Here is a 20345-nt window from a genome sequence, read left to right as displayed (position 1 = left end):
CAATGACCGTTATCAACCACTTCATCAGCGGCTCCGAGGCTGCAGGATCCGGAACCGATACCAAGCCCGTCTACAACCCGGCCACCGGCGCCGTCACCGCAGAGCTGCGGCTGGCCACCAGGGCGGACCTCGACGCGACCGTCGCCGCAGCCAAAGCCGCCGCCATCACCTGGGGCGACATCTCCCTGGCCAAGCGCACCGCCGTCCTCTTCAAGTTCCGTGAACTCGTGGCGTCCCACGTGGACGAGCTCGCGGCGCTTATCACCGCCGAGCACGGCAAGGTCCTGTCGGACGCAAAGGGCGAGATCGGCCGCGGCCTGGAAGTCATTGAGTTTGCGTGCGGCATCCCGCAACTGCTCAAGGGCGAGTACTCAGACCAGGTCTCCACCGGCATTGACGTGTTCTCCTTCCGCGAGCCGATCGGGGTCGTCGCCGGCATCACCCCGTTCAACTTCCCCGTGATGGTGCCGCTGTGGATGGCCCCGATGGCTATCGCCACCGGCAACGCCTTCATCCTCAAGCCTTCCCACCGGGTCCCGTCCGCAGCCATGTTGCTGGCGGACCTCTTCAAGCAGGCCGGACTGCCCGACGGCGTATTCCAGGTCCTGCACGGCGACCGCGAAGTGGTCTCCGGCCTCCTCACCCACCCGGACGTGGACGGCATCTCCTTCGTGGGCTCAACCCCCGTGGCCAAGCACATCAATGAAGTTGCAACCGCGCACGGCAAGCGGGTCCAGGCCCTGGGCGGAGCGAAGAACCACGCCATCGTCCTGCCCGACGCCGACCTCGACAACGCTGCTGACCACCTGGCCGCCGCTGCCTTCGGCTCCGCAGGCCAGCGTTGCATGGCCATCTCGGTCGCGGTCGCCGTCGGTGACGCCGCCGACCTGCTGGTCAAGAAGGTCGAAGAGCGCGCCGTCGCCGTGAAGGTCAAGAACGGCACCGAACCGGACGCCGACATGGGCCCGGTCATCAGCGCGGACTCCAAGAACTTCATCGTAAAGACCATCACTGAAGCAGAAGCTGCGGGAGCCGCCATGGTGGTGGATGGCCGGGACCTGGTGGTCCCCGGCCACGAGGACGGCTTCTGGGTGGGCCCTACAGTCATCGACCATGTGAAGTCCGAGATGAGCGCCTATACCGAGGAAATCTTCGGACCCGTCCTCGTCGTCGTCCGTGTGCAAGACCTGGAGGAGGGCATCAAGCTCATCAACTCCAACCCTTACGGCAACGGCACGGCAATCTTCACCTCCTCCGGCGCCGCGGCCCGGAAGTTCCAGCGCTCCGTGGATGTGGGGATGATCGGCATCAACGTGCCCCTGCCGGTACCGGTGGCCTACTACTCCTTCGGCGGCTGGAAGGCATCACTCTTCGGCGACAAGCACATCTACGGCCCTGAAGGCGTGTCCTTTTACACCCGCGGGAAGGTCATCACCTCCCGCTGGCCCGAAACCCACCACGCCTCCGGCGCCTCCTACAACTTTCCGTCCAACACCGACGACAGCCATGCCGTCCGCCACGACGGAATCGCGGACGGACTTCCCGACGAGCTGGCGCATGGAGAAGACGCCGTTCCAGGCCGGGCCGACGACGCCACGGAAGGCCGCGGCCGTCGCGACTGACCTTCGCCTGTAAGGCGGCCCGCCCCCGCCGCCCGACGGGAGCCGCTGCCTTAGGCACTGCTGCCTCCGGCGCCTTCACTCGGAAGGCGCCGGAGGCAGCGTCACTTTGTACAGTGCGCCTTCAGGTGAAGCGCTACGGTCCGGAGTCGCTGTACTTCCGATTGGTACGGGGCCTGCAACGGGCAGGTAGAGCCGGCGCGATCCGCTGTGAACCAAGCTTCCGTCACGACAGGCCTTGGCTTACGAACTCAATCTCGCCCCTCAACAGTTCGCAGCGCCTAGGCATAGCTTGAGCGAAAAGGTGTCCCGACGGCGACCAAACTGGAGCTAGGCGCGGGGGTCCCGCAGTCGTGGTTGTGCCGGAAGGGGGGCAAAAGGAATCATGGCGGCCGGCAGTGCGGTCGCGAAACCCAGAACTACGGCGAGCAGGAGCGTCAGCGCGCCACAGGCCAGCATCGGGCCCAGGTAGTCGCCCTTTTTGTCGGCGTAGGCTGGCAGCAGCAGTGAGGCGATAAAACCGCTGCTGTTGTAAACGCCAAGCACCCAACCCACCTCAGCCGTGGTGGCCCCGTAGAGATTGACAAGGAGCAGAGCCAGGGCGGGACTGAGAAAGGCCAGCTGCAGGCCCCACAGCACCGCAGATGATGGCACGAAAAGCTTATTCACTGGGTTCCGTCCCTGTAGGCGTTGCTTACCTGACGTTCAGATAAAGGTCATGGCCGTTGTATTCGTCGTCTGTGATGTGCTCGGCCCATCTGGTGGTCCTGGATGGGTCGTCGGCGTTTTGGAGCATGGCGATGTGTTCCATGAAGCAGCCGGGGGCGGCGGTGTGCCAGTGCTCCTCGCCGGGTGGGGTGTAGATCGTCTGGCCTGCGTGCACGTCGACAATCTTTCCGTCGCGGGTGCCGAATCGGCCTACGCCTTGGGTCACGCGCAAATATTGGCCGTGCTCATGGGAGTGCCAGGCTGTCCGCGCTGCGGGAGCGAATCGGACGGTCGCGACGATCATCGTCTGGCCGGGCTCGTTTGGGAGCGCGATCGGATCCAGCCATACGTCGCCGGCGAACTGTCCCGGCGGGTTCTTGGTAGTCGGCACCGTGGGTTCGATATTCATAATGGTCCTTACTTGTGGTCGGTGAAGACTTGCTTGGCGGTGCCCATTGCTGACATGCCCCTTGGCCAGCCGGCGTAGAGCGTGACATGGGTGATGGCTTCAATGAGCTCGTCCTGTGTCACACCGTTCTCGATGGCGCGGCGAAGATGGGAACCAAGCTGTTCTGTGTTCCCTCCGGCGGTGAGCACGGCCACCGTGACGAGGCTGCGGTCCCGTGCGCTCAGTTCGGGCCGGTTCCAGACATCCTCGAAGAGCATGTCATCGGTGAGTTCAGCGAGCTTCGGCGCGAAAGTCCCGAACATCTTTCGGCCGCCGCCGATCTGTTTGGGTTGGTCAGTCATGATCTTCCCTTTCTTCGTTTGGACCCACAGTTGATGGGTACATCAAACCGGGTCTGGATTCGCGGCTACGGTGTCATCCACCGTGCCGGCGAGGCGAAGTTCCAGAAGCACTTCACGCTTCCGCTCCAGTAGGGCGTGACAGAGCCCAGAAGGTGCGCGACGGCGGCAACGACCAGCAAAGTGCTGAGCAACACGATGCCGCGCAGATCCCGCCGGATGGCCCGGAGCGAGGTAGTCAGGCTTTCCCAGAAGGCTTTCAGGTGCGGCGGTTACCAGGTCGATGTCACGGTGCGTGTGATCTCCCAGATGTCTCCATGGGGTTCAAACGAGGGTGCAGCGTCAGTCGCCATGTGGCTCCGGGGCCCCAGATCGTGGCGTCGGTGAGGGTTCGGGCGGTCAGTTCTGGCGCCGCGGGGTCTGCGCCGTGGGTGGCTTCCCTCGTTTCCATCCGGTGGTACCGCATCTCGCCGGCTCGAATGGCCTCAAGCCACTCGGCCTTGGGCTGCACGTACCCCGTCATGTGCGTCAACGTGTAGTCCTGGGCGAGGATGCTGTCCAGCTGTGCTACATCGCTGGACACCATCGCTTCGCATAGGACGTCGTGGAGCTCCCGCACCTCCGCGGGGATGATGTCGTCGCTCACGCCAGGTTCCGTCGTCGTGCCTGTACGGTGAGTTCGTGGGCGCCGTAGCTGTTGTCGTCGGGGTTGATGGTGACGCCGGGGGCCACGAGCTGGTCGATGCGGTCCAGCACCTCGGGGGCGAGGGTGGTCTCTGCCGCGGGCAGGTAGGACTCGAGCTGTCCCATGGTACGGGGACCGACGATGGCGGAGGTGACGCCGGGGTGGTTGATCACGAACGCGATGGCCAGTTCGATGAGCGTGGCGCCGGCCCATTGGGCCACCTGGGCGAGTTCTTCGACGATGTCGAGCTTGCGCTGGTTGGCGGGTTGGGTCATGTCGAACCGGGAGCTGGGGCGGGCACTGGACGCGGGGCTGGATGCGGAGTCTTTCCGCCAGCGGCCGGAGAGCCAGCCGCCGGCCAGCGGGCTGTAGGTGAGGGTGCCCATCCCGTGGCGCTGAACTGTGGGGAGGATGTCCTCTTCGATGCCGCGGGTCAGGATGGAGTAGGGCGGCTGTTCGGTGACGAACCGTTCCAGGTTGAGGTCCCGGGAGGCCCACTGGGCTTCGACGATTTGGGAGCCGGAGTAGGACGAGGAGCCGATGTAGCGGACCTTGCCCTGGCGGACCAGGTCGGTGAGCGCGCCGAGGGTTTCCTCCACGTCTGTGTCGGGGCTGGGCCGGTGGACCTGGTAGAGGTCGATGTAGTCGGTGTTCAGCCGGCGAAGCGAGTCCTCTACGGCCCGCATGATCCAGCGGCGGGAGCCGCCGCGCCGGTTGGGGTCGTTCTCATCCATGGGCATGAAGAACTTGGTTGCAAGGAAGACGTCGTCGCGGCGTCCGGCCAGCGCCTCGCCAACAATCTCTTCCGATACGCCGCCCGAGTAAACATCGGCGGTGTCGACGAAGTTAATGCCGGCGTCCAGGGCGCGGTGGATGATGCGGGTGGAATCGGCGCGGTCGTGGTTGCCCCACGGGCCGAACATCATTGCGCCAAGGCAGAGGGGGCTGACCTGCACGCCGGTGCGGCCAAGCGGGCGGTATTCCATGATGGTTCCTTCTCTCTGGCGGTTTTAGGCTTCGGGAATGACCATGGCGAACCGCTCCGGGCGGGCCACCTCCGGGTCCGGACCGCTGCGGATGCCGGTGTCCAGCGCGTCGATGGCTTCGAGCTCGGCCGCGGAAAGCTCGAAGTCGAACACGTCAAAGTTCTCGGCGATGCGGGCCGGGTTGGTGGACTTGGGGATGGCGGAGCGGCCCTGCTGCAGGTGCCAGCGGAGCATCACCTGGGCGGGGGTCTTGCCTTGGGCCTGCGCGACGGCGGCAATCGCCGGGTCCCGCATGACGTTCTTCCGGTTTTCGCCCCAGCCGGGGTAGAAGGTGATGCCGCCGATCGGCGACCACGCCTGGGTCAGGATGCCATGTTCCGCGTCCGCCGCCTGGACCTTCCGCTGGGCGAAGTAGGGGTGCAGTTCGATCTGGTTGACGGCGGGAACCAAATCCGTTGCGTCGAGCAGCTGCGCGAGATGGTGCGGCAGAAAGTTGCTGACGCCGATGGCCCGCACGCGCCCGTCCTTGAGCAGGGTTTCCAGCGCCTTATACGCGGCGATGGTCTTCTCGAACCGGTCCGGGGCGGGCTGGTGCAGGATGAACAGGTCCAGCTGCTCCACGCCCAGCTTGCCGGCGGCCTTGTCCCAGGCGTGCAGCGCCTGGTCGTAGCCGTAGTCGCTCACCCAGACCTTGGACTCGATGAACACGTCGGCCCGGTCCAGGGCTGAACGGCGGATGCCCTCGCCAACCTCCCGCTCATTGCCGTAGGCGGCGGCGGTGTCGATGTGCCGGTAGCCCACCTCGAGCGCGGTCTGGACGGCCGCCGTCGTCTCTTCCGGGGGACTCTGGAAGACGCCCAGGCCGAGCGCCGGCATTGTGATTCCGTTGTTGAGCGTGAGTTCCATAACCATGCCTTTCACGGTATTGGGGTGGACGGGTTTGTGGGAGGGGCAGCCAGTACCCCTTTTCGGGTGAGTACTCACCGGGCGGGCTGGGGCTGTGTGGTGCGTGCCGCCGTCGGCCGTTTCTCCGTCCGGCGTGCGGCGAGGTCGGCGGGCAGGATGAGGGCCGCGGTGACGGCCAGGGCCAGGAGGAGGAGGACGCTGCCGGCGGTGAGGGCGGCGCTGACATGGGCGGCCAGATGTGCGGCGGCGAGTCCGGATGGGGCGGTGGGGGCGGTTGCGGCGGCGGCGACCGCGACGGCGAGTCCCAGGCAGGTGCCGATCTGGTGGAAGGTGTTCAGCAGTCCGGAGGCGGCGCCGGCGTCGGCGGCGGGTGCGCCTGTGATGCCGAAGGATGTCAGGGGCGCGAATGCCAGGCCCTGCCCTGTGCCGATGAGGACCATGGGCACGGCGACGCCGGGAAGGTAGGAGGAGTCGATGCCGGCGCGGCTGAGCCAGGCCATTCCGGCGAGGGTGAGGAGGATCCCGGCCAGGAGCGGGATGGAGCCGGGCATCCGGCGGGTGATGCGTGGGTTGGCCATGGCGACGGCGAAGTTGACGGCGGTCATGGGTAGGAATCCGATGCCGGCCTGGAGCGGGTCGAGGCCGAGGACTTCCTGCATGAACTGGGTGGTGAAGAAGAAGAATCCGATCATCGCGCCCAGGTAGAGGAAGCGGGCCAGGTAGGCGCCGGTGCGGCGGCGGCTGGCGAAGAGCCACAGCGGCATGATGGGCTGGGCGGCCTTGCGTTCGATCAGGACGAAGGCGATGAGGAGTACGACGCCGACACTGACGGTTGAGAGGGTCAGCGGCGAGTCCCAGCCTGCTTCGGCGGCGTTGATGATGCCGAACACCAGGGCCCCGGCGCCGAGGGTGGCGGTGAGTGCTCCGGCGATGTCGAAGCGACCGGTGGCGCGGCCGGTTTCGCGGAGGAACCTGGGGGCCAGGACGATCATGGCAGCCCCGATGGGGACGTTGACGAAGAACCCGGCGCGCCAGGAGATCCAGTGGGCCAGGGCGCCCCCGATCACCAGTCCCAGGCTGGCGCCGATCCCTGCCGTGGCGCCATACAGCGCCACGGCCCGGGTCCGTTCACGGCCTTCGGGGAAGCTGGCCGTCAGCAGGGACAGGGACGCGGGCGCCACGATGGCAGCCCCGACGCCTTGCACGGCCCGGCCGGCAATGGCCCACCCTGCCGATGGGGCCAGGCCGATCAGCAGCGACGCGATCGAGAACACCACCAGTCCGAACACGAACACCCGCCGCCGGCCCAGCAGGTCACCGGCCCGGGCGCCGAGAAGCAGCAGGCCGCCGAAGACCAGGACGTAGGCGTCCTGGACCCACGTGAGCTCAACAGTGGTGAGCCGCACGTCTTCTTGCAGATTCGGCAGGGCAGTGAAGATCACCGAGTTGTCCAGCAGAATCATGAAGTAGCTGGCCAGGATGATCGCCAGGATCGCCGCCGGGCGGGCAGGCGCCGCCGGGAGGGCGGTGGGTGCGGATGCAGGTTTCATGATTTCCACTCAACCGTGATCTCCTGGCCCCCGGGAGTCACGGCTTTTCAGGGTAACGCCAGTGCCTCCCTCGCCCCGGGGGCGGCGGCGTAGCGTGGATGCCATGACACACAACGACGACGTGCGGAAGTTCCTGACCTCCCGCCGGGCCCGGCTAACGCCCGATGAAGCCGGGCTGCCCGTCTATGGCGGCAATCGGCGGGTCAAGGGCCTGCGCCGCGAGGAAGTCGCGATGCTCGCGGGAATGAGCATCGACTATTACATCCGCCTGGAGCGGGGGAACCTTTCCGGCGCGTCGGACAGCGTCCTGGAGGCGCTTGCCCGCGCTCTGCAGCTGGACGACGCTGAGACCGCTCACCTTTTTGATCTGGCCCGCGCGTCCATGTCTGCGCCGCGGGTGCGCCGCAAGCGGAGCCCGCATACGGTGCGGCCCAGCGTGCAGCGCGTCATTGATGCGATTACCACAGCTCCGGCCTGGGTCCGCAACGACCGCGGCGACATCCTGTCCTCGAACGAGCTCGGCCGGGCGCTGTACCTGGAGATGATGACCGACGGCGGCACCCCGCCCAATAGCGCACGGTTCACCTTCCTGAATCCGAAAGCGCGGGAGTTCTTCGCCGACTGGGAACGCGCCGCGGACGATATTGTTGCCGTGCTGCGGTCCACAGCAGGGAAAAACCCGTACGACAAGGACCTGTCGGACCTGATCGGCGAGCTCTCGACCCGCAGCGAGGAGTTCCGCACCCGCTGGGCCCGGCACGACGTGAAGTACCACCGCACCGGCCGCAAACGCCTGCATCACCCGATCGTGGGGGACCTGGACCTAAGCTTTGAGGCCCTGGAACTCCCCGCGGACCCGGGCCTGCGCATCAACGTGTACACCGCAGAGCCGGCCACCCCTTCCGAGGACGCCCTCAAAGTCCTGGCCAGCTGGGCCGCCACCCAGCGCGAAACCACAGCGGCCCCAGTCAAAGAGAAACAATGAACCACCGGCCCTCCACCGCTCTGGTAATCGGTGCCACCGGAAGCATCAGCCGTTACGCCACGGCAGCGGCGCTGCGCCAGGGTTGAACGGTCCGTGCGCTTGTGCGGGATCGCGTCCGGGCCGCCCGCTTGCTGCGCTTTTGCTTATTGCCAACAGATGGCGCAGAAGCCTGAGGATGTTTCCGTCAGCAGTTAGCGTCGCCCCGTCCTTGGTCCAGCAGTCCCTTGCGGTGGTGTACCTCGACGTCGCAGCCCTCGAGCAGGGTCCAATCCTCGGCTGGTTGCCAGGCTTTGTAGTTCTCGAGGGCCGCACCGCCGGATGTTACAGGTGTATTCATCGCCTGGATTCCTGGAGGGAGGGGGCAGCGCTGAGTTGCCTCCTCCGCGGGTTAGCCTTTGACGGCGTCCAGCTTGAGCATCTTGGCGATGACGCTGTCGAGTTCGGAGTCGTCGAAGATCTTCTTCCAGTCGTCCTTGATGATGGTGTCCTTGCCGTATTGGATGGCGATTTCGCAGGCCTCGGAGAACGGGTTGGAGCCGCGGAGGGCGTTGGTCAAGGCGATCTGGACGTGGCCGAACAGCATGGCCTTGGCGGCTTCCTCGGGCACCCCGGCGGTGTGTACGGTCTCGTGCAGTGCCTCGTTCAGCAGGGTGCCGATCATGCAGGCCACGGTTTCCACCAGGGTTGGTTCCAGGATGGCGAGCTGCTTGACGGTGACCCAGTGGACGTCGATGACGGGGGCGTAGATGACGCGGATGGTTGCCTCGGCAGCTGCTTTGGCCTCCTCGGAGGCGTCGTCGTCGATCGCGGCAACCACGTTCTGCGGGGCGCCTTCGCCGCCGAAGGTGTCGGCCCACTCTTCCTTGGTGGTGCGCTCCAGGAACACGGACGGGTGGCAGGGGTGCGCAACCGCCTGGACGACGTCGTCGCGCTTTGCCAGCAGGCCGGCGTAGGCGGCGGCGGGGTCAAGGGTGAGCAGGATCGCGCCTGCCTTCATCTGCGGGACGACGCCTTCGGAGACGATGCCCAGGACGGTGTCCGGGACGGCGAGGATGACCACGTCGGCCCCCTTGACGGCGTCGTCAGTGGTGCTGATGTCGCGCCCTTCGGCCTTGATGCGTTCCTGCCCGGCGGGGGAGTTCTCGCTGTAGAACACGGTGTGGGCGCTCTTCTGGAGGTTCCGCGAAACGCGCATTCCCATCTTGCCTCCGGCTCCGATGACGGCGACGGTCAATTTTTCTGCTGACATTTCATTTGCTCCTTAGGAATTCGATGCTGTGCCGGGTCCACTGGTTTTCGAGGCGGATGGTTTCGGCCTCGGAGTCCTGCCAGGGCAGCCAGTGTTCGACGATCTGGTTGATGTTTTTTTGGTGGGGCTTGATGGTGCTGACCATGTAGTCGTAGTCGAGCAGGCCTTCGCCGAGCGGGGCCCCGGCATAGGTAAAGCCGACCCAGCCGTCCTTGCGGCTGAACGCGAAATCCTTGATGTGCATGTTCAGGACATGGGGCGCGACGGCGTCAATCACCTCGCGCGGGATTTCCAGCGCCGCGACGGTGTTGGCGGGATCGCTGCAGATGCCCAGGTACGGGCTGTCCACGCCCCGGATCACGTCCAGGATCCGGGAGGTGGGAACCTGCTCGTAGGTCTCCACCGCGATCTTCACCCCTGCGGCCTCGAACGCGGGCATGACCTCCTTGAAGATTCCCACCGCCTCCTCGTTCGTTGGGGTGTGGCCCGGGGTGTTGAACATGGTCCGCAGCAGGGGAGAACCCAGTATCCCGGCGATGTGCAGGAACTTCCGCAGGTGCTCCGGGCGGATGCCCTTGGTGCCGAGCTCCAGGGAGATGCCCAACCGGTCCGCTGTGGCCCGGACTGCTTCCAGTTCGGAGTCCGTCATGGCTTCCAGCGGGGCGTAGTCGCAGACCTGGAAGAGGTCCACGCCCAGGTCCGCTGTGCGCTCCAGCGCGTCGTGGATGCTTAGCGGCTCCGAGACCTTGTCCGAGAGCTGCCAGAAGAATGCGTAGCTGCTCAGGCCAATCCTTGAACCCTGCCCACTGCGTGACGTCATACTGTCACCTCCGCTGCGGCTAGCCGTGCGGCGGTCTCGTCCAGGATGGTCTTCAGCGCCTTGGGATCGTGGGCGAAGCGGCCCAGGAAGAGGCCGGCGACGGCGGAGTCGAGTTTGGTGATCAGGCCCGGGCCGGCGCTGCCGCCGTAGATCACGCGGCTGTTCTCCTGGCCGGGCAGTGCGCGCAGGTGGGCGTCCAGTCCGGTGATGACGGCGCTGATGTACTCCGGCGTCGCGGGTTCCGGGGCGCCGATGGCCCACTGCGGCTCGTAGGCCACGATGGTCCGGCCGGCCGGTCCGAGGGTCCGGGCCCGGTTGATCGCGGCGTCAATCTCCGCGGAGCAGCGTGTGATTGCCTCTTCCACGGATCCCTGATGCAGCTCACCGGCACACAGGACCGGGGTGAGGCCGTTGCGGTAGGCGGCGGCGGTCTTCAGGCCAATGATCCTGTCGTCCTCGCCGAAGATGCGGCGCCGTTCGGCGTGGCCCACTTCGGCGTAGCGGCCGCCGAGTTCCGCCACGGTTTTGCCGCCGACCTCGCCGGTGAAGGCGCCTTCGTCCTCCCAGAAGATATCCTGCGCGCCGGTGGCGGCTCCCGCGGGGCCCAGGATGCGGGCGGCCTCGGGAAGAACCGGAAGGGTGGGCAGTACGAAGAGTTCAACGCCGCCGCTCCGGACTGCCGGGTGTGCGAGGGCGATCGCCGCCACGTCGCGGCAGTAGTCCACCGAGCGCTGGTAGCCGAAGTACATCTTCAGGCTGACGCCGATGATGGCCTTCGGGTTGTTAGCAGGAAGTGACACCTTCGTAGTCCTTAATCAGCGTGACTTTCTCTGCAGACGCGGAGCTTTCGTCGAAGGTGTAGGTGAGCCATTCCTTGGCGAGGCGACGGGCGAGTTCCAGGCCGACCACGCGCTGGCCGAAGGTGAGGACCTGGGCGTTGTTGGAGAGGATGGAGCGTTCTACCGAGAAGCTGTCGTGCGCGGTGACGGCGCGGACTCCGGGGACCTTGTTAGCTGCGATGGCCACGCCCAGGCCAGTGCCGCAGACGAGCAGTGCGCGGTCTGCCTTGCCGGCGGCGATGAGCTCGGCGGCGGCGATAGCCACGGACGGGTAGGGGGTGTGGCTGGCGGCGTCCACACCGACGTCGGTCACGGATCCCACCAGTTCGGAGGCTTCCAGGTCAGCTTTTAGGGCTTCCTTATACTCGAAACCGGCGTCGTCGGCTCCAATGACCAGGCGCAGTCTGGCGCTCATGCTTTCTCCTTAGTTGGGGTGTTCTCGGCAAAAGTGTTGTGGATTGCCCGGATGATCAGTGCCATGGAGACGGCGCCGGCGTCCGGGGTGCCCAGGCTCTTCTCGGCGTGCGGACGTGCCCGGCCCATCAGGGGAAGCAAGTTGGCTGTGGCGTCGGCGGCTTCCTGGGCGGTGGCGGCTGCGGTGCCCCAGGCTTCGGTGAGGCTCTTCCCGGCGACCACCTCTGAGGTGAGGGCGTCGCGGAACGGGACCAGGACGTCCACCAGGGTTTTGTCGCCGGGCTTGGCCTTGCCGAACTCCATGATTGCCGCAGCTGCCCCTGCGACCCCGGCGGCGACAGCATCGCCGTCGGGCGCTTTGATGTCACCCACGGCGTCGGCGACGGCGCGCAGGGCCATTCCCCAGAGCGCGCCGGAGGTGCCGCCTGCTTTGTCGGCCCAGGCGTCACCGGCGAAGTACAGGGTGGTGGCTGCCCCAGCCCCGCGTCCGACGGCGTCCGTTGCGGCTTCGACTGCGGCGCGGACGCCGCGTTCCATGCCAATGCCGTGGTCGCCGTCGCCGGCGATGGCGTCGATCCGGCCCAGCTCGTGGGCGTTGGCGTCCACCACGGTCTTCGCAGCATCCAGCGCGGCGAGGACCCGCGCGGCGGCTGCCCGGGAGTCCGCTGTGGCACCGGGGATGGAAAGTTCGACGTCGGCCTCTTCAACCGCGTCCCTTGCCTCCAGGGCATCGGCGGTGACGGCGCCGCGGCGGAAAGCGGGAGCATCGGCGGGGGCGTTCCACAGGGTTTCGAGTTCGTCGTCGAGCCAGAACAGGCTAAGGGAGGTTCCGGCCATGTCGAAGCTGGTAACGAGTTCGCCCACCTGTGGGTCCACCGCTTCCAGCCCGGTCTCGGCCAAGAGTTGGGCAACCCGGCGGTAGACCACAAAGAGCTCTTCGTATTTCACGCTGCCCAGGCCGTTGAGGATGGGAACCACGCGGGATCCCGTTTTGTCCCCGGCAAGGGTGACGCCGTCGGGGATCTCGGTGAGCAGCCTGGACACCAGCAGCTCGGCGAGTCCATCCGCCGTCGGAATGTCTGTCTCGCCGATGCCAGGCTCGCCATGGATGCCCATGCCCACGGCCATGCGGCCCTCCGTGACAGAGAACAGCGGGTGGTCCGCGCCCGGCAGGGTGCAGCCGCTGAAGGCGACGCCGAAGGAGCGGGTGCGGTCGTTGGCGCGCTCGGCGATGTCCACCACGGCGTCCATGGAGTAGCCGGCCTCTGCGGCTGCGGCGGCCACCTTGAAGACGGTCAGGTCGCCGGCGATGCCGCGGCGCTTGGCGCGTTCGGCCAGCGGGGCCGAGGAGACGTCGTCGGTCACGGCGATGCTCCGGCAGTCGATACCTTCCCGGCGGAGGCGTTCCTGGGCCTGTGTGAAGTGCAGGACGTCGCCGGCGTAGTTGCCGTAGCCCAGCAGCACGCCTGCGCCGTTGTCCGCTGCCTTGGCCACGTTGTAGACCTGTTGCGCGGACGGGGAGGCGAAGAGGTTGCCCATCGCGGCGCCGTGCGCGAGGCCCTGTCCCACCAGCCCTGCGAAGGCAGGGTAGTGGCCTGAGCCGCCGCCGATCACCAGGGCCACCGTGTCCGGGGTGCTCTTGGTGTTGCGGACCACGCCGCCGGAGACGCGCTTGACCCAGCGGCCGTGGGAGGCGACGAAGCCATCGATCATTTCGTCAGCGAAGGCTGCGGGTTCGTTGAACAGGCGGGTCATGGGAAAGCTCCTGGGACTGACGTGGTGGGAGATCGTTCGGTGGTGCAGTTTGGGGCGGTGGCGCCCCCGGGTGAGGGGGACGCCACCGGGTTTTGTGTCGCGCGGTATTTACGGCTCTGCGTGCTGTCCGGCTCCGGCCGGGTCCAGCGCCTCGGTTTGGCCGCCTTCGCTGACCTTGCCGGCGCTGCTGAGGGTCACCATGAGGATGCAGGAGAGGAACATGAAGCCGCCGACGACGAACATGGGAACCGTATAGCTGCCCGTCAGGTCCTTGAGCCAGCCGGTGATGTAGCCGGCGCTGAAGCCTGCCAGGTTGCCCACCGTGTTGATGAGAGCGATGCCCGCTGCTGCCGCGGCGCCGGTGAGGAACTGCGTGGGCACCGTCCAGAAGTTGGGCAGCGCCGCGAAGATGGACATGGCGGTGATGGTGATGACGGCGATGGTGGCTGCCGGGGAGCCGGCGAACAGGGCCAGCGGGATGCTGATCGCGCCGGTCAGGGCGGGAAGCGCGATGTGCCAGGTCCTGACGCCGCGCTTGGTGGCATCCTTGGACCAGAAGTACAGGGCGAAAACCGCGGGCAGGTATGGGATTGCCGTGATCAGGCCCTTCTGGAACACGTCGAACTTGGTGCCGTAGATGCCTTCGAAGCCGGCGATGATGGTGGGCAGGAAGAAGCCGAGTGCGTACAGGCCGTAGATGAAGCCGAAGTAGATGAGCGAGAGCATCCAGACGCGGCCGTTGCCGAAGACGGTGCGGACGCTGACGTGCTTGTTGCTGGCGGCGGTTTCCTGCTTTTCCTTTTCCAAGGCGCCGGTCAGCCAGGTCTTCTCCTCCTGCGTCAGCCAGGTGGCAGTCGCGGGGGAGTCGGCCAGGTAGAACCAGGCGATGACGCCGACGATGATGGCGGGGAGGGCAACGCCGAAGAACATGACGCGCCAGCCTTCAAGGCCGAAGAGGCCGTGCTGCTGGATGAGGAGGCCGGCCAGCGGTGCACCGATCACGGTGGTCAGAGGCTGGGCCAGGTAGAAGAGGGCGAGGATCTTGCTGCGGTGCCGGGATGGGACCCAGAGGCTGAGGAAGAGGATGGCGCCCGGGAAGAAGCCAGCCTCGGCCACACCCAAAATGAAGCGCAGGATGTAGAGCTGCTCCACGTTGCCCACCCAGGTGAACAGCAGGGACACGATGCCCCAGCTGACCATGATGCGGGCGAGCCAGCGGCGGGCGCCGAACTTGTGCAGGGCCAGGTTGCTGGGGACCTCCAGCAGGATGTAGCCGATGAAGAACACGCCTGACGCGAAGCCGAACTGTGCGGCGGAGAGCGCTAGGTCCGTGTTCATGCCGTTGGGGCCGGCGAACGAGATGGCGGTGCGGTCCAGGTAGTTGATGAAGAACATCAGGGCGACGAACGGGACAAGCCGGATCGCCACTTTCCTGATTGCTGATTTTTCGACCACCGATTGGATGGTGTCCACGTTGACTCCTAGATAGTGATGCCCCCGGAGCGTCCCTCTCTGGAAGCTCCGGGTCTGTCTCATGCCGGAAAGGGTCAGCGAACCGGGCCGGCGGCTAAAGCATGCGAGTTCAACCATACGAGCCAAATCAAAATTGGTCAACCGGTTGATATCTGGCTGGCCGAGCCATCAGACGGTCATCCGGTTGCTACCCTGTGAAGATGACAACAGACTCCTCTGCGATACATCAGATGACCGCAGCCCTTGCACCCATGGAGCAAGGATCCGTTGTCTCTGAAGTGGCCGAGCGGCTCCTCGCATATTTCACCAGCGGGGACATCGCACCAGGTACAAGGCTGCCTGCGGAACGTCAGCTGGCAGCGACGCTTGGCGTTGGGAGGTCAGCCGTTCGGGAGGCCCTGGCGGCCTTGGAGATCCTAGGTATTGTTGTGGTCCGGCCCGGATCCGGAACGTATCTTCGCGACGGGGTCTCGGAGCTGCTGCCGCGTACGCTCAGTTGGGGCATGATGCTCGGCGCGCCCCGGACCCGTGAGCTTGTGGAACTGCGTGGCGGCCTTGAAGTCCAGGCGGCCCAGCTGGCCGCCGAGCGGATCACGGACGAAGCTCTCGACAGGATGCAGGGCCACTTGGACATTATGGCGGCCACCCTTGATGACCTTGCTGCCTTCGTGGAGGCTGACGCGGCCTTCCACCGGGAAATCGCCGAGAGCTCGGGAAACCAAGTGCTGCAGGAACTGCTGCAGAGCATCCGTTCCCTGTTGCGGATCTGGGTGGACCGTGCCCTCACTGACGAGGGCCACGCGGCCGCTGCCCTCAAGGAACATGCAGAAATTCACACTGCCTTGAAGGCGCGGGACTCCGCCGCGGTCACAGCCACCATGCGCTCCCACATGGAGACCGCCTCCCGGCGCCTGCTCCTCGGATTTGATGCATCGCAGTAGCTCCCAGGGTCGGCAGGTGCCGCAGGGGCCGGGCTTGCGGCCTCGCCGGGGCGCAGGTAGGTCAGGGGTTGCGGGCTACCGAGGTTGATGCACGCACGACCAGTTCAGGTTCCACGACGTGATGCTGGGCCCGTTCTCCCGTGAGGATCTGGTGATGAAGCATTTTGAACGTTGCGAGGCCAAGAGCCCTGAAGTCAAGCCGCATGGTGGTCAGCGGGGGTGAGAAGTAGGCGGCTGCGGGCATGTCATCAACTCCGACAATCGAGAAATCCTCAGGTGCCCGCTTACCGCGTCTTTCCAGGGCGCTCATGAAGCCAAGTGCGATCTCGTCGTTGGCTGCAAAGACACCTGTGAATCTTGCCGGATCCGCCAGTTCGCCGGCACGGAATCCTGACACCGATGACCAGTCATCCGCCACATGAAGCACCTGCGGTACAAGCCCGGCGCCCAGCATAGCGTCGCGGTAGCCCCGCTCCCGCTCCCGCGCCTCATTTCGGGTCGACGGGCCGGCAACATGCACGATGTCCCGGTGCCCCAGCCCGATGAGGTGCTGTGTTGCTTCAAGGCCGGCCGCATGGGAATGGGTGCCGGCGGAGCCTTCGTCCGTCCATGGCAGTTCGGAGACCGTGATCAGGGGAGTGGATTGGTCCCAGTCGGCAGTCAACTTGTCCACGTCCGGCAGTGGGGTGGAGAGAACGATCCCGTCGACCTGTACGGACTTGAAGTGCAGCAGCGCCCGCCTCGCCTCGATCTCCCAGCCCTTGGCCTCAAAATCCAGGTCCAGCGCAGCAATAGTGAGCGTGACGTCTGCCTCGCGGGCAGCAAGGCCCAAGCCGGTAAGGACGCCGGCGCTTCCGTAGTTGAACGCGCCCATGGTTAGGACTCCAACTGAGTTTGTCCTGCTCGTGCGAAGAGTGCGCGCGGACTGGTTGGGCACATACCCGAGTTCTTCAATCGCAGCAGCAATCCGCTCCCGCGTTTCAGTCCGGACATAACCGACCCCGGTGAAATAGCGCGACACTGTCTGTGTCGACACATTGGCCAGCCTTCCGACGTCAGCCATGCTTGGCCGCATTGACGTTCTTACCTTCGTCACGTTTCCACCCTCATCGCCTCCCCTCCCGGACCGGCACGTATTGCCGTCCACGAGGCCACTGCGGAGGCCTCACATTGGGGCTGCCCGCAGAATAAGTTTACGATAACCTACGCACGTGCCCCGGCGTTGGGAACGGGCCAAAATCCATTTCCTGTTTACTAGCACAGGGCAGCGGCTTGGGGCTGGTGCCCGGCAAGCACGAGTTCGAGAGATGAATTGGTCAACCGGTTGACATAGGTTATCGTAAACCTACATACTCGGTTATGGGCCAGGTCACACCCGCAACTTTTCGAGGGGGCGGCCGACTATTCAGTGACGAAGGCACCCCCAACGTAAACCTACGAAAGGACGCGACGATGCGTTTGCTTGCCAAAGGCGCTGTTGCTCTAACGGCCATTGCCGTACTGGCCGGCTGCTCTGCCGGAGCAGGATCCGATACTTCAGGCAAAACCCAGCTGGACTGGTGGGTTATCAATCCCGCCTCCCCATCTGCATCGGAGGCACAGGAGAAGATCATCAAGGACTTCGAGGCCGCCAACCCCGACATCAAGATCAAGAAGACCAACCGGGCAGTCGATGCCCACAAGGATGCCCTGCGTACGTCCATCGGCACCGCAGCTGCTCCCGATATCTATGACTACTGGGCGGGGCCGGGTCTTGGCGGTGAGTTGGTCAAGAACGGCGCCAGCGCCGACCTGACCGCCCAGTACACCGAGTACAAATGGCCCGAGAGGTTCACCGAGGCGGCCTTGGCCCCTGTTACGCAGTACGGCGGTTACCACGGTGTGCCGTGGAAGCTCAACGGCGAAGCGCTCTACTACAACAAGGCTTTGTTTCAGCAGGCCGGCATCACCGAACTGCCTAAGACCCTCGATGAGCTGAACGCCGTGGCCGCCAAGCTCAAGGACGCCGGCATCACCCCCATCGAATTCGGGGGCACGGTGAACTGGCACGTTATGCGCCTGCTCGACACGTTCCTCGAAGGGTACTGCGGCTCGGAAATCTTCGACAAGCTGGTCACCAAGCAGGCCAACTGGGGCCAGGAGGAGTGCGTGACCGAGTCCTTCACCAACCTGCAAAAGTGGTCCAAGGACTACTTCAACCCCGGATTCATCGGCATCAACAACGACGAATCCTCGTCCCTGTTCTTCAACGGCAAGGCCGCCATGGCTCTTGAAGGAGACTGGTTCAACGCCCAGATCCAGGACAACGCTGCCAAGCCCGACGACATGGGCGTGTTCCCGCTGCCAACAGGAACGGGCCGCATGTACGGCTTCGAGCAGGCCATGTACATCACCAAGGACAGCAAGGACGCAGCTGCGGCCGCCAAATTCCTGGACTTCATGATGTCCACTCCGGTGCAGAAGGAGACTCTGGGCAAGTTCTCGACCCAGTCGGTGAACAAGGAAGTGAAGCCCACCGCCACGGATGAACTCAGCAAGTCCTGGGAGGGAATCTTCGAAGATGCCAAGGGCCTGTACATGAACAATGACCAGAACCTCAGCCAGTCCCAGACCACTGAGTACTGGCGCATTCAGAACCTGGTTGCCACGGGCGGCCTGGACCCGGCCAAGGCCGGGGCTGAGTTCCAGAAGTTCCTGGATTCGAGCAAGTAGCTCCTCCGCTAAGGGTGGGGCCGTGCGCCCCGCGCGCAGTCCCACCCTTAGCCCCTTAACCGATCCAAAGATCAAAGGCGACCTCTTGTCCAAGCTCATAGCCGCGCCCCACCAGACGCAGGTGCCCGCGCCGCGGAATCTTCCGAAAAAACCCTTCCTGAAGCGCCTTGGCAAAGGTGGTTTCGTCGCGGCGCTGCCGTTCCTCGCCCCTGCCCTGGCCGCATACGTAGTCTTTGTTATCGGCCCGATGGTCAGCGCCGTGCGATTGAGCCTGTACGAATGGTCGGGCTTCAACACCGACCCGCAAGTGTTCGTCGGGTTCCAGAACTATGTACGTCTCTTCACCCAGGACCCGGTGTTCTGGACGGCAATGCAGAACACCATTGTCTGGGTCCTGCTCTCCCTGGTAATCCCCACCACGCTCGGGCTGGTGATGGCCCTGGCCCTGAACCGGCCCATCTTCGGACGAAACCTCTTCCGATCCGTGTTCTACATTCCCGGCGTCCTGGCCCCCATCGCCATCGCCAACATGTGGCGCTGGATGTACAACCCGAACTACGGCGTGTTCTCCGAGCTCGCCAAGGCCTGGAACATCGGCGACGGCTCGGGAGTCACCTTCCTCAGTGATCCCAAAGTCGCCATCTACGCCATCTTTGCTGCCTTCGTTTGGCAGATCGCCGGCCTGAACATGGTCCTGTTCCTTGCCGGCCTCCAAAGCGTGTCCAAGGATCTGGTCGAATCGGCCAAGCTGGACGGGGCGAACAACTGGAAGGTCTTTCGCCACGTAACCTTCCCTGCCCTCCGGCCCACCGTCGTCGTCGTCCTCGTCCTGACGATCGTGCACTCCATCAAGGTCTTCGACCTGGTGGTCGGCATGACCGGGGGCGGCCCCGCCCAGTCTTCGCAGGTGCTGGCGCTGTGGTCCTACTCCCAGTCCTTCCTGCAGCACGACTTCGGCATGGGCAACGCGATCGCCACCGTACTGCTCGGAATCACCCTTGTCCTTGTCATCCCTTACCTGATCTGGTCCACCAAAGGAAACGAAGACTGATGAGCACCCTGACACTCGGGCGCGCAAAGCACGCCGACGGAACCTCCCGTCCACGCCGCAATGTCGACTACGTAAGGATCGGGCTGTGGCTGGCACTGGCCGTCACCATGGCGATCTGGGCTATGCCGCTGCTCTTCGTGATGTTCACATCGCTGAAGTCCGAATCGGCGATCTTCAACACCTCCTCCTTCACCCTGCCTCTGGCTGCTGAATGGGAGAACTACACCGAAGCAATCGAAACCGGAAACCTCCTTACCGCCGGCGGCAACAGCCTTCTCATCGCCGCTATCAAGGTACCGCTGGGCCTACTCTTCTCGGCAGCGGCAGCATTTGGCTTGTCGCGTATCCGTTTCAGGCACAGCAAGCTGCTACTGGGTGCGTTCGCCCTTGGTTCCATGGTGCCAATCCAGGTCGCCTTGGGTCCGCTGTTTAAGACGATCCTCGATATGGGCCTGCTGAACAGCCCCGTCGGCGTCATCCTCCCGTACATCGGTTTCGGCCTGCCCATCCAGATCTTCATCCTGCACGGGTTCTTCAGCGCCATCCCCAAGGAAATTGACGAAAGCGTCCGCGTCGACGGCGGCGGGAACTGGCGCCTGTTCTGGCAGATCATCCTTCCCCTGTCCAAACCGGCCCTCGCGGCGCTGTTCATTTTGGACTTCGTGGCCACCTGGAACGAATACGCCATCGCCCTGGTGATCCTGCAGGACCAGGCAGCCCAGACCATCCCTCTGGCGATCCAGGGCTTCCAGTCCCAGTTCACTAGCTCCTACGGCCCGCTGAACGCCTTCACGATCATGTCGATCCTCCCGGTCCTCATCGTGTATCTGCTCTTCCAGCGCTACTTCGTCGAGGGTATGTTCAGCGGCGCCGTCAAGGGCTAAGACACCCGCCCCGATCTTTAC

The 20345-nt window shown here is 64.9% G+C and carries 20 protein-coding genes and 2 pseudogenes; 6 read left to right on the top strand and 16 right to left on the bottom strand.

The annotated features are described in order from the left end of the window. Positions 1-2: 2 nt before the first annotated feature. Positions 3-1493 (top strand): annotated as a pseudogene (locus ACQ3DC_RS14705) (CoA-acylating methylmalonate-semialdehyde dehydrogenase); the annotation flags it as partial. A 456-nt stretch (positions 1494-1949) separates the two neighbouring features. Here the strand turns inward: ACQ3DC_RS14705 and ACQ3DC_RS14700 are convergent. From ACQ3DC_RS14700 to ACQ3DC_RS14670, 7 genes are all read right to left on the bottom strand, one after another. Then, entirely contained in the window at positions 1950-2288 is a 339-nt protein-coding gene (locus ACQ3DC_RS14700; protein WP_430752579.1) for a hypothetical protein, read from the bottom strand. A gap of 25 nt (positions 2289-2313) precedes the next feature. Then, complete coding sequence (locus ACQ3DC_RS14695; RefSeq protein ID WP_430752578.1) at positions 2314-2736, bottom strand: (R)-mandelonitrile lyase; 423 nt, start codon at positions 2734-2736, stop codon at positions 2314-2316. 8 nt (positions 2737-2744) lie between these two features. Next, on the bottom strand, positions 2745-3077 hold the full coding sequence (locus ACQ3DC_RS14690; protein ID WP_430752577.1) for a carboxymuconolactone decarboxylase family protein: 333 nt from the start codon (positions 3075-3077) through the stop codon (positions 2745-2747). A 283-nt stretch (positions 3078-3360) separates the two neighbouring features. Continuing rightward, positions 3361-3720: a nuclear transport factor 2 family protein gene (locus ACQ3DC_RS14685; RefSeq protein ID WP_430752576.1), complete on the bottom strand. Its 360-nt coding sequence runs from the start codon at positions 3718-3720 to the stop codon at positions 3361-3363. Beyond that, complete coding sequence (locus tag ACQ3DC_RS14680; protein ID WP_430752575.1) at positions 3717-4745, bottom strand: aldo/keto reductase; 1029 nt, start codon at positions 4743-4745, stop codon at positions 3717-3719. Before ACQ3DC_RS14680 ends, ACQ3DC_RS14685 begins: the two co-directional genes overlap by 4 nt. 24 nt (positions 4746-4769) lie before the next feature. Next, positions 4770-5651 carry an aldo/keto reductase gene (locus ACQ3DC_RS14675; RefSeq protein ID WP_430752608.1) on the bottom strand — a complete coding sequence of 294 codons (882 nt, stop codon included), beginning with the start codon at positions 5649-5651 and terminating at the stop codon, positions 4770-4772. Between the two features lie 74 nt (positions 5652-5725). Beyond that, on the bottom strand, positions 5726-7201 hold the full coding sequence (locus ACQ3DC_RS14670) for an MFS transporter (RefSeq protein ID WP_430752574.1): 1476 nt from the start codon (positions 7199-7201) through the stop codon (positions 5726-5728). A 103-nt stretch (positions 7202-7304) separates the two neighbouring features. Between ACQ3DC_RS14670 and ACQ3DC_RS14665 the strand changes: the two genes are divergently transcribed. After that, positions 7305-8186 (top strand): helix-turn-helix transcriptional regulator, encoded by an 882-nt coding sequence (locus tag ACQ3DC_RS14665; protein WP_421093858.1) that lies wholly within the window; start codon positions 7305-7307, stop codon positions 8184-8186. 184 nt (positions 8187-8370) lie between these two features. Here the strand turns inward: ACQ3DC_RS14665 and ACQ3DC_RS14660 are convergent, their stop codons facing one another. The 7 genes from ACQ3DC_RS14660 to ACQ3DC_RS14630 all read right to left on the bottom strand — a co-directional run bounded on the left by ACQ3DC_RS14660 (position 8371) and on the right by ACQ3DC_RS14630 (position 14736). Continuing rightward, positions 8371-8523: a hypothetical protein gene (locus ACQ3DC_RS14660; protein ID WP_430752573.1), complete on the bottom strand. Its 153-nt coding sequence runs from the start codon at positions 8521-8523 to the stop codon at positions 8371-8373. A 51-nt stretch (positions 8524-8574) separates the two neighbouring features. After that, entirely contained in the window at positions 8575-9435 is an 861-nt protein-coding gene (locus ACQ3DC_RS14655; RefSeq protein ID WP_421093860.1) for a phosphogluconate dehydrogenase C-terminal domain-containing protein, read from the bottom strand. Between the two features lies 1 nt (position 9436). Continuing rightward, positions 9437-10255 carry a sugar phosphate isomerase/epimerase family protein gene (locus ACQ3DC_RS14650; RefSeq protein WP_430752572.1) on the bottom strand — a complete coding sequence of 273 codons (819 nt, stop codon included), beginning with the start codon at positions 10253-10255 and terminating at the stop codon, positions 9437-9439. Beyond that, positions 10252-11055, bottom strand: coding sequence for a triose-phosphate isomerase family protein (locus tag ACQ3DC_RS14645; protein ID WP_430752571.1), 804 nt, complete (start codon positions 11053-11055; stop codon positions 10252-10254). The genes ACQ3DC_RS14650 and ACQ3DC_RS14645 overlap by 4 nt, the downstream gene beginning before the upstream one ends. Continuing rightward, entirely contained in the window at positions 11039-11509 is a 471-nt protein-coding gene (locus ACQ3DC_RS14640; RefSeq protein WP_430752570.1) for a ribose-5-phosphate isomerase, read from the bottom strand. Before ACQ3DC_RS14640 ends, ACQ3DC_RS14645 begins: the two co-directional genes overlap by 17 nt. Beyond that, entirely contained in the window at positions 11506-13263 is a 1758-nt protein-coding gene (locus tag ACQ3DC_RS14635) for a dihydroxyacetone kinase family protein (protein ID WP_430752569.1), read from the bottom strand. The genes ACQ3DC_RS14640 and ACQ3DC_RS14635 overlap by 4 nt, the downstream gene beginning before the upstream one ends. A 108-nt stretch (positions 13264-13371) precedes the next feature. Next, positions 13372-14736 carry an MFS transporter gene (locus ACQ3DC_RS14630; RefSeq protein ID WP_430752568.1) on the bottom strand — a complete coding sequence of 455 codons (1365 nt, stop codon included), beginning with the start codon at positions 14734-14736 and terminating at the stop codon, positions 13372-13374. A gap of 230 nt (positions 14737-14966) precedes the next feature. Between ACQ3DC_RS14630 and ACQ3DC_RS14625 the strand changes: the two genes are divergently transcribed. Beyond that, on the top strand, positions 14967-15677 hold the full coding sequence (locus tag ACQ3DC_RS14625) for a FadR/GntR family transcriptional regulator (protein ID WP_430752567.1): 711 nt from the start codon (positions 14967-14969) through the stop codon (positions 15675-15677). Between the two features lie 61 nt (positions 15678-15738). On the opposite strand, the gene ACQ3DC_RS14620 is transcribed toward ACQ3DC_RS14625, so the two are convergent. Both ACQ3DC_RS14620 and ACQ3DC_RS14615 read right to left on the bottom strand, forming a co-directional pair. After that, positions 15739-16551, bottom strand: coding sequence for a substrate-binding domain-containing protein (locus tag ACQ3DC_RS14620; protein ID WP_400575710.1), 813 nt, complete (start codon positions 16549-16551; stop codon positions 15739-15741). A gap of 66 nt (positions 16552-16617) precedes the next feature. Continuing rightward, positions 16618-16740, bottom strand: a pseudogene (locus ACQ3DC_RS14615) (LacI family DNA-binding transcriptional regulator); the annotation flags it as partial. Positions 16741-17129: 389 nt separating this feature from the next. Here ACQ3DC_RS14615 and ACQ3DC_RS14610 point away from each other — a divergent pair. From ACQ3DC_RS14610 to ACQ3DC_RS14600, 3 genes are all read left to right on the top strand, one after another. Next, positions 17130-18389: an ABC transporter substrate-binding protein gene (locus ACQ3DC_RS14610; RefSeq protein ID WP_430752566.1), complete on the top strand. Its 1260-nt coding sequence runs from the start codon at positions 17130-17132 to the stop codon at positions 18387-18389. Between the two features lie 85 nt (positions 18390-18474). Further along, positions 18475-19440: a carbohydrate ABC transporter permease gene (locus tag ACQ3DC_RS14605; RefSeq protein WP_400575634.1), complete on the top strand. Its 966-nt coding sequence runs from the start codon at positions 18475-18477 to the stop codon at positions 19438-19440. Continuing rightward, positions 19440-20324, top strand: a complete 885-nt coding sequence (locus ACQ3DC_RS14600) for a carbohydrate ABC transporter permease (protein WP_400575633.1) — start codon at positions 19440-19442, stop codon at positions 20322-20324. Before ACQ3DC_RS14605 ends, ACQ3DC_RS14600 begins: the two co-directional genes overlap by 1 nt. Positions 20325-20345 lie beyond the last annotated feature (21 nt).

It is taken from the genome of Paenarthrobacter sp. NEAU-H11 (assembly GCF_050573415.1).
In the GTDB taxonomy this organism is placed as follows: domain Bacteria; phylum Actinomycetota; class Actinomycetes; order Actinomycetales; family Micrococcaceae; genus Arthrobacter.
This window is presented reverse-complemented; position numbering and strand designations above follow the sequence as displayed.

Bases quoted from the DNA above. Each gene is read 5' to 3' on its own strand.
- ACQ3DC_RS14680 (WP_430752575.1), bottom strand. From the start codon at position 4,745: ATGGAATACCGCCCGCTTGGCCGCACCGGCGTGCAGGTCAGCCCCCTC.
- ACQ3DC_RS14690 (WP_430752577.1), bottom strand. From the start codon at position 3,077: ATGACTGACCAACCCAAACAGATCGGCGGCGGCCGAAAGATGTTCGGG.
- ACQ3DC_RS14660 (WP_430752573.1), bottom strand. From the start codon at position 8,523: ATGAATACACCTGTAACATCCGGCGGTGCGGCCCTCGAGAACTACAAA.
- ACQ3DC_RS14640 (WP_430752570.1), bottom strand. From the start codon at position 11,509: ATGAGCGCCAGACTGCGCCTGGTCATTGGAGCCGACGACGCCGGTTTC.
- ACQ3DC_RS14625 (WP_430752567.1), top strand. From the start codon at position 14,967: ATGACCGCAGCCCTTGCACCCATGGAGCAAGGATCCGTTGTCTCTGAA.
- ACQ3DC_RS14670 (WP_430752574.1), bottom strand. From the start codon at position 7,201: ATGAAACCTGCATCCGCACCCACCGCCCTCCCGGCGGCGCCTGCCCGC.
- ACQ3DC_RS14635 (WP_430752569.1), bottom strand. From the start codon at position 13,263: ATGACCCGCCTGTTCAACGAACCCGCAGCCTTCGCTGACGAAATGATC.
- ACQ3DC_RS14650 (WP_430752572.1), bottom strand. From the start codon at position 10,255: ATGACGTCACGCAGTGGGCAGGGTTCAAGGATTGGCCTGAGCAGCTAC.
- ACQ3DC_RS14695 (WP_430752578.1), bottom strand. From the start codon at position 2,736: ATGAATATCGAACCCACGGTGCCGACTACCAAGAACCCGCCGGGACAG.
- ACQ3DC_RS14620 (WP_400575710.1), bottom strand. From the start codon at position 16,551: ATGGGCGCGTTCAACTACGGAAGCGCCGGCGTCCTTACCGGCTTGGGC.
- ACQ3DC_RS14600 (WP_400575633.1), top strand. From the start codon at position 19,440: ATGAGCACCCTGACACTCGGGCGCGCAAAGCACGCCGACGGAACCTCC.
- ACQ3DC_RS14655 (WP_421093860.1), bottom strand. From the start codon at position 9,435: ATGTCAGCAGAAAAATTGACCGTCGCCGTCATCGGAGCCGGAGGCAAG.
- ACQ3DC_RS14675 (WP_430752608.1), bottom strand. From the start codon at position 5,651: ATGGAACTCACGCTCAACAACGGAATCACAATGCCGGCGCTCGGCCTG.
- ACQ3DC_RS14665 (WP_421093858.1), top strand. From the start codon at position 7,305: ATGACACACAACGACGACGTGCGGAAGTTCCTGACCTCCCGCCGGGCC.
- ACQ3DC_RS14610 (WP_430752566.1), top strand. From the start codon at position 17,130: ATGCGTTTGCTTGCCAAAGGCGCTGTTGCTCTAACGGCCATTGCCGTA.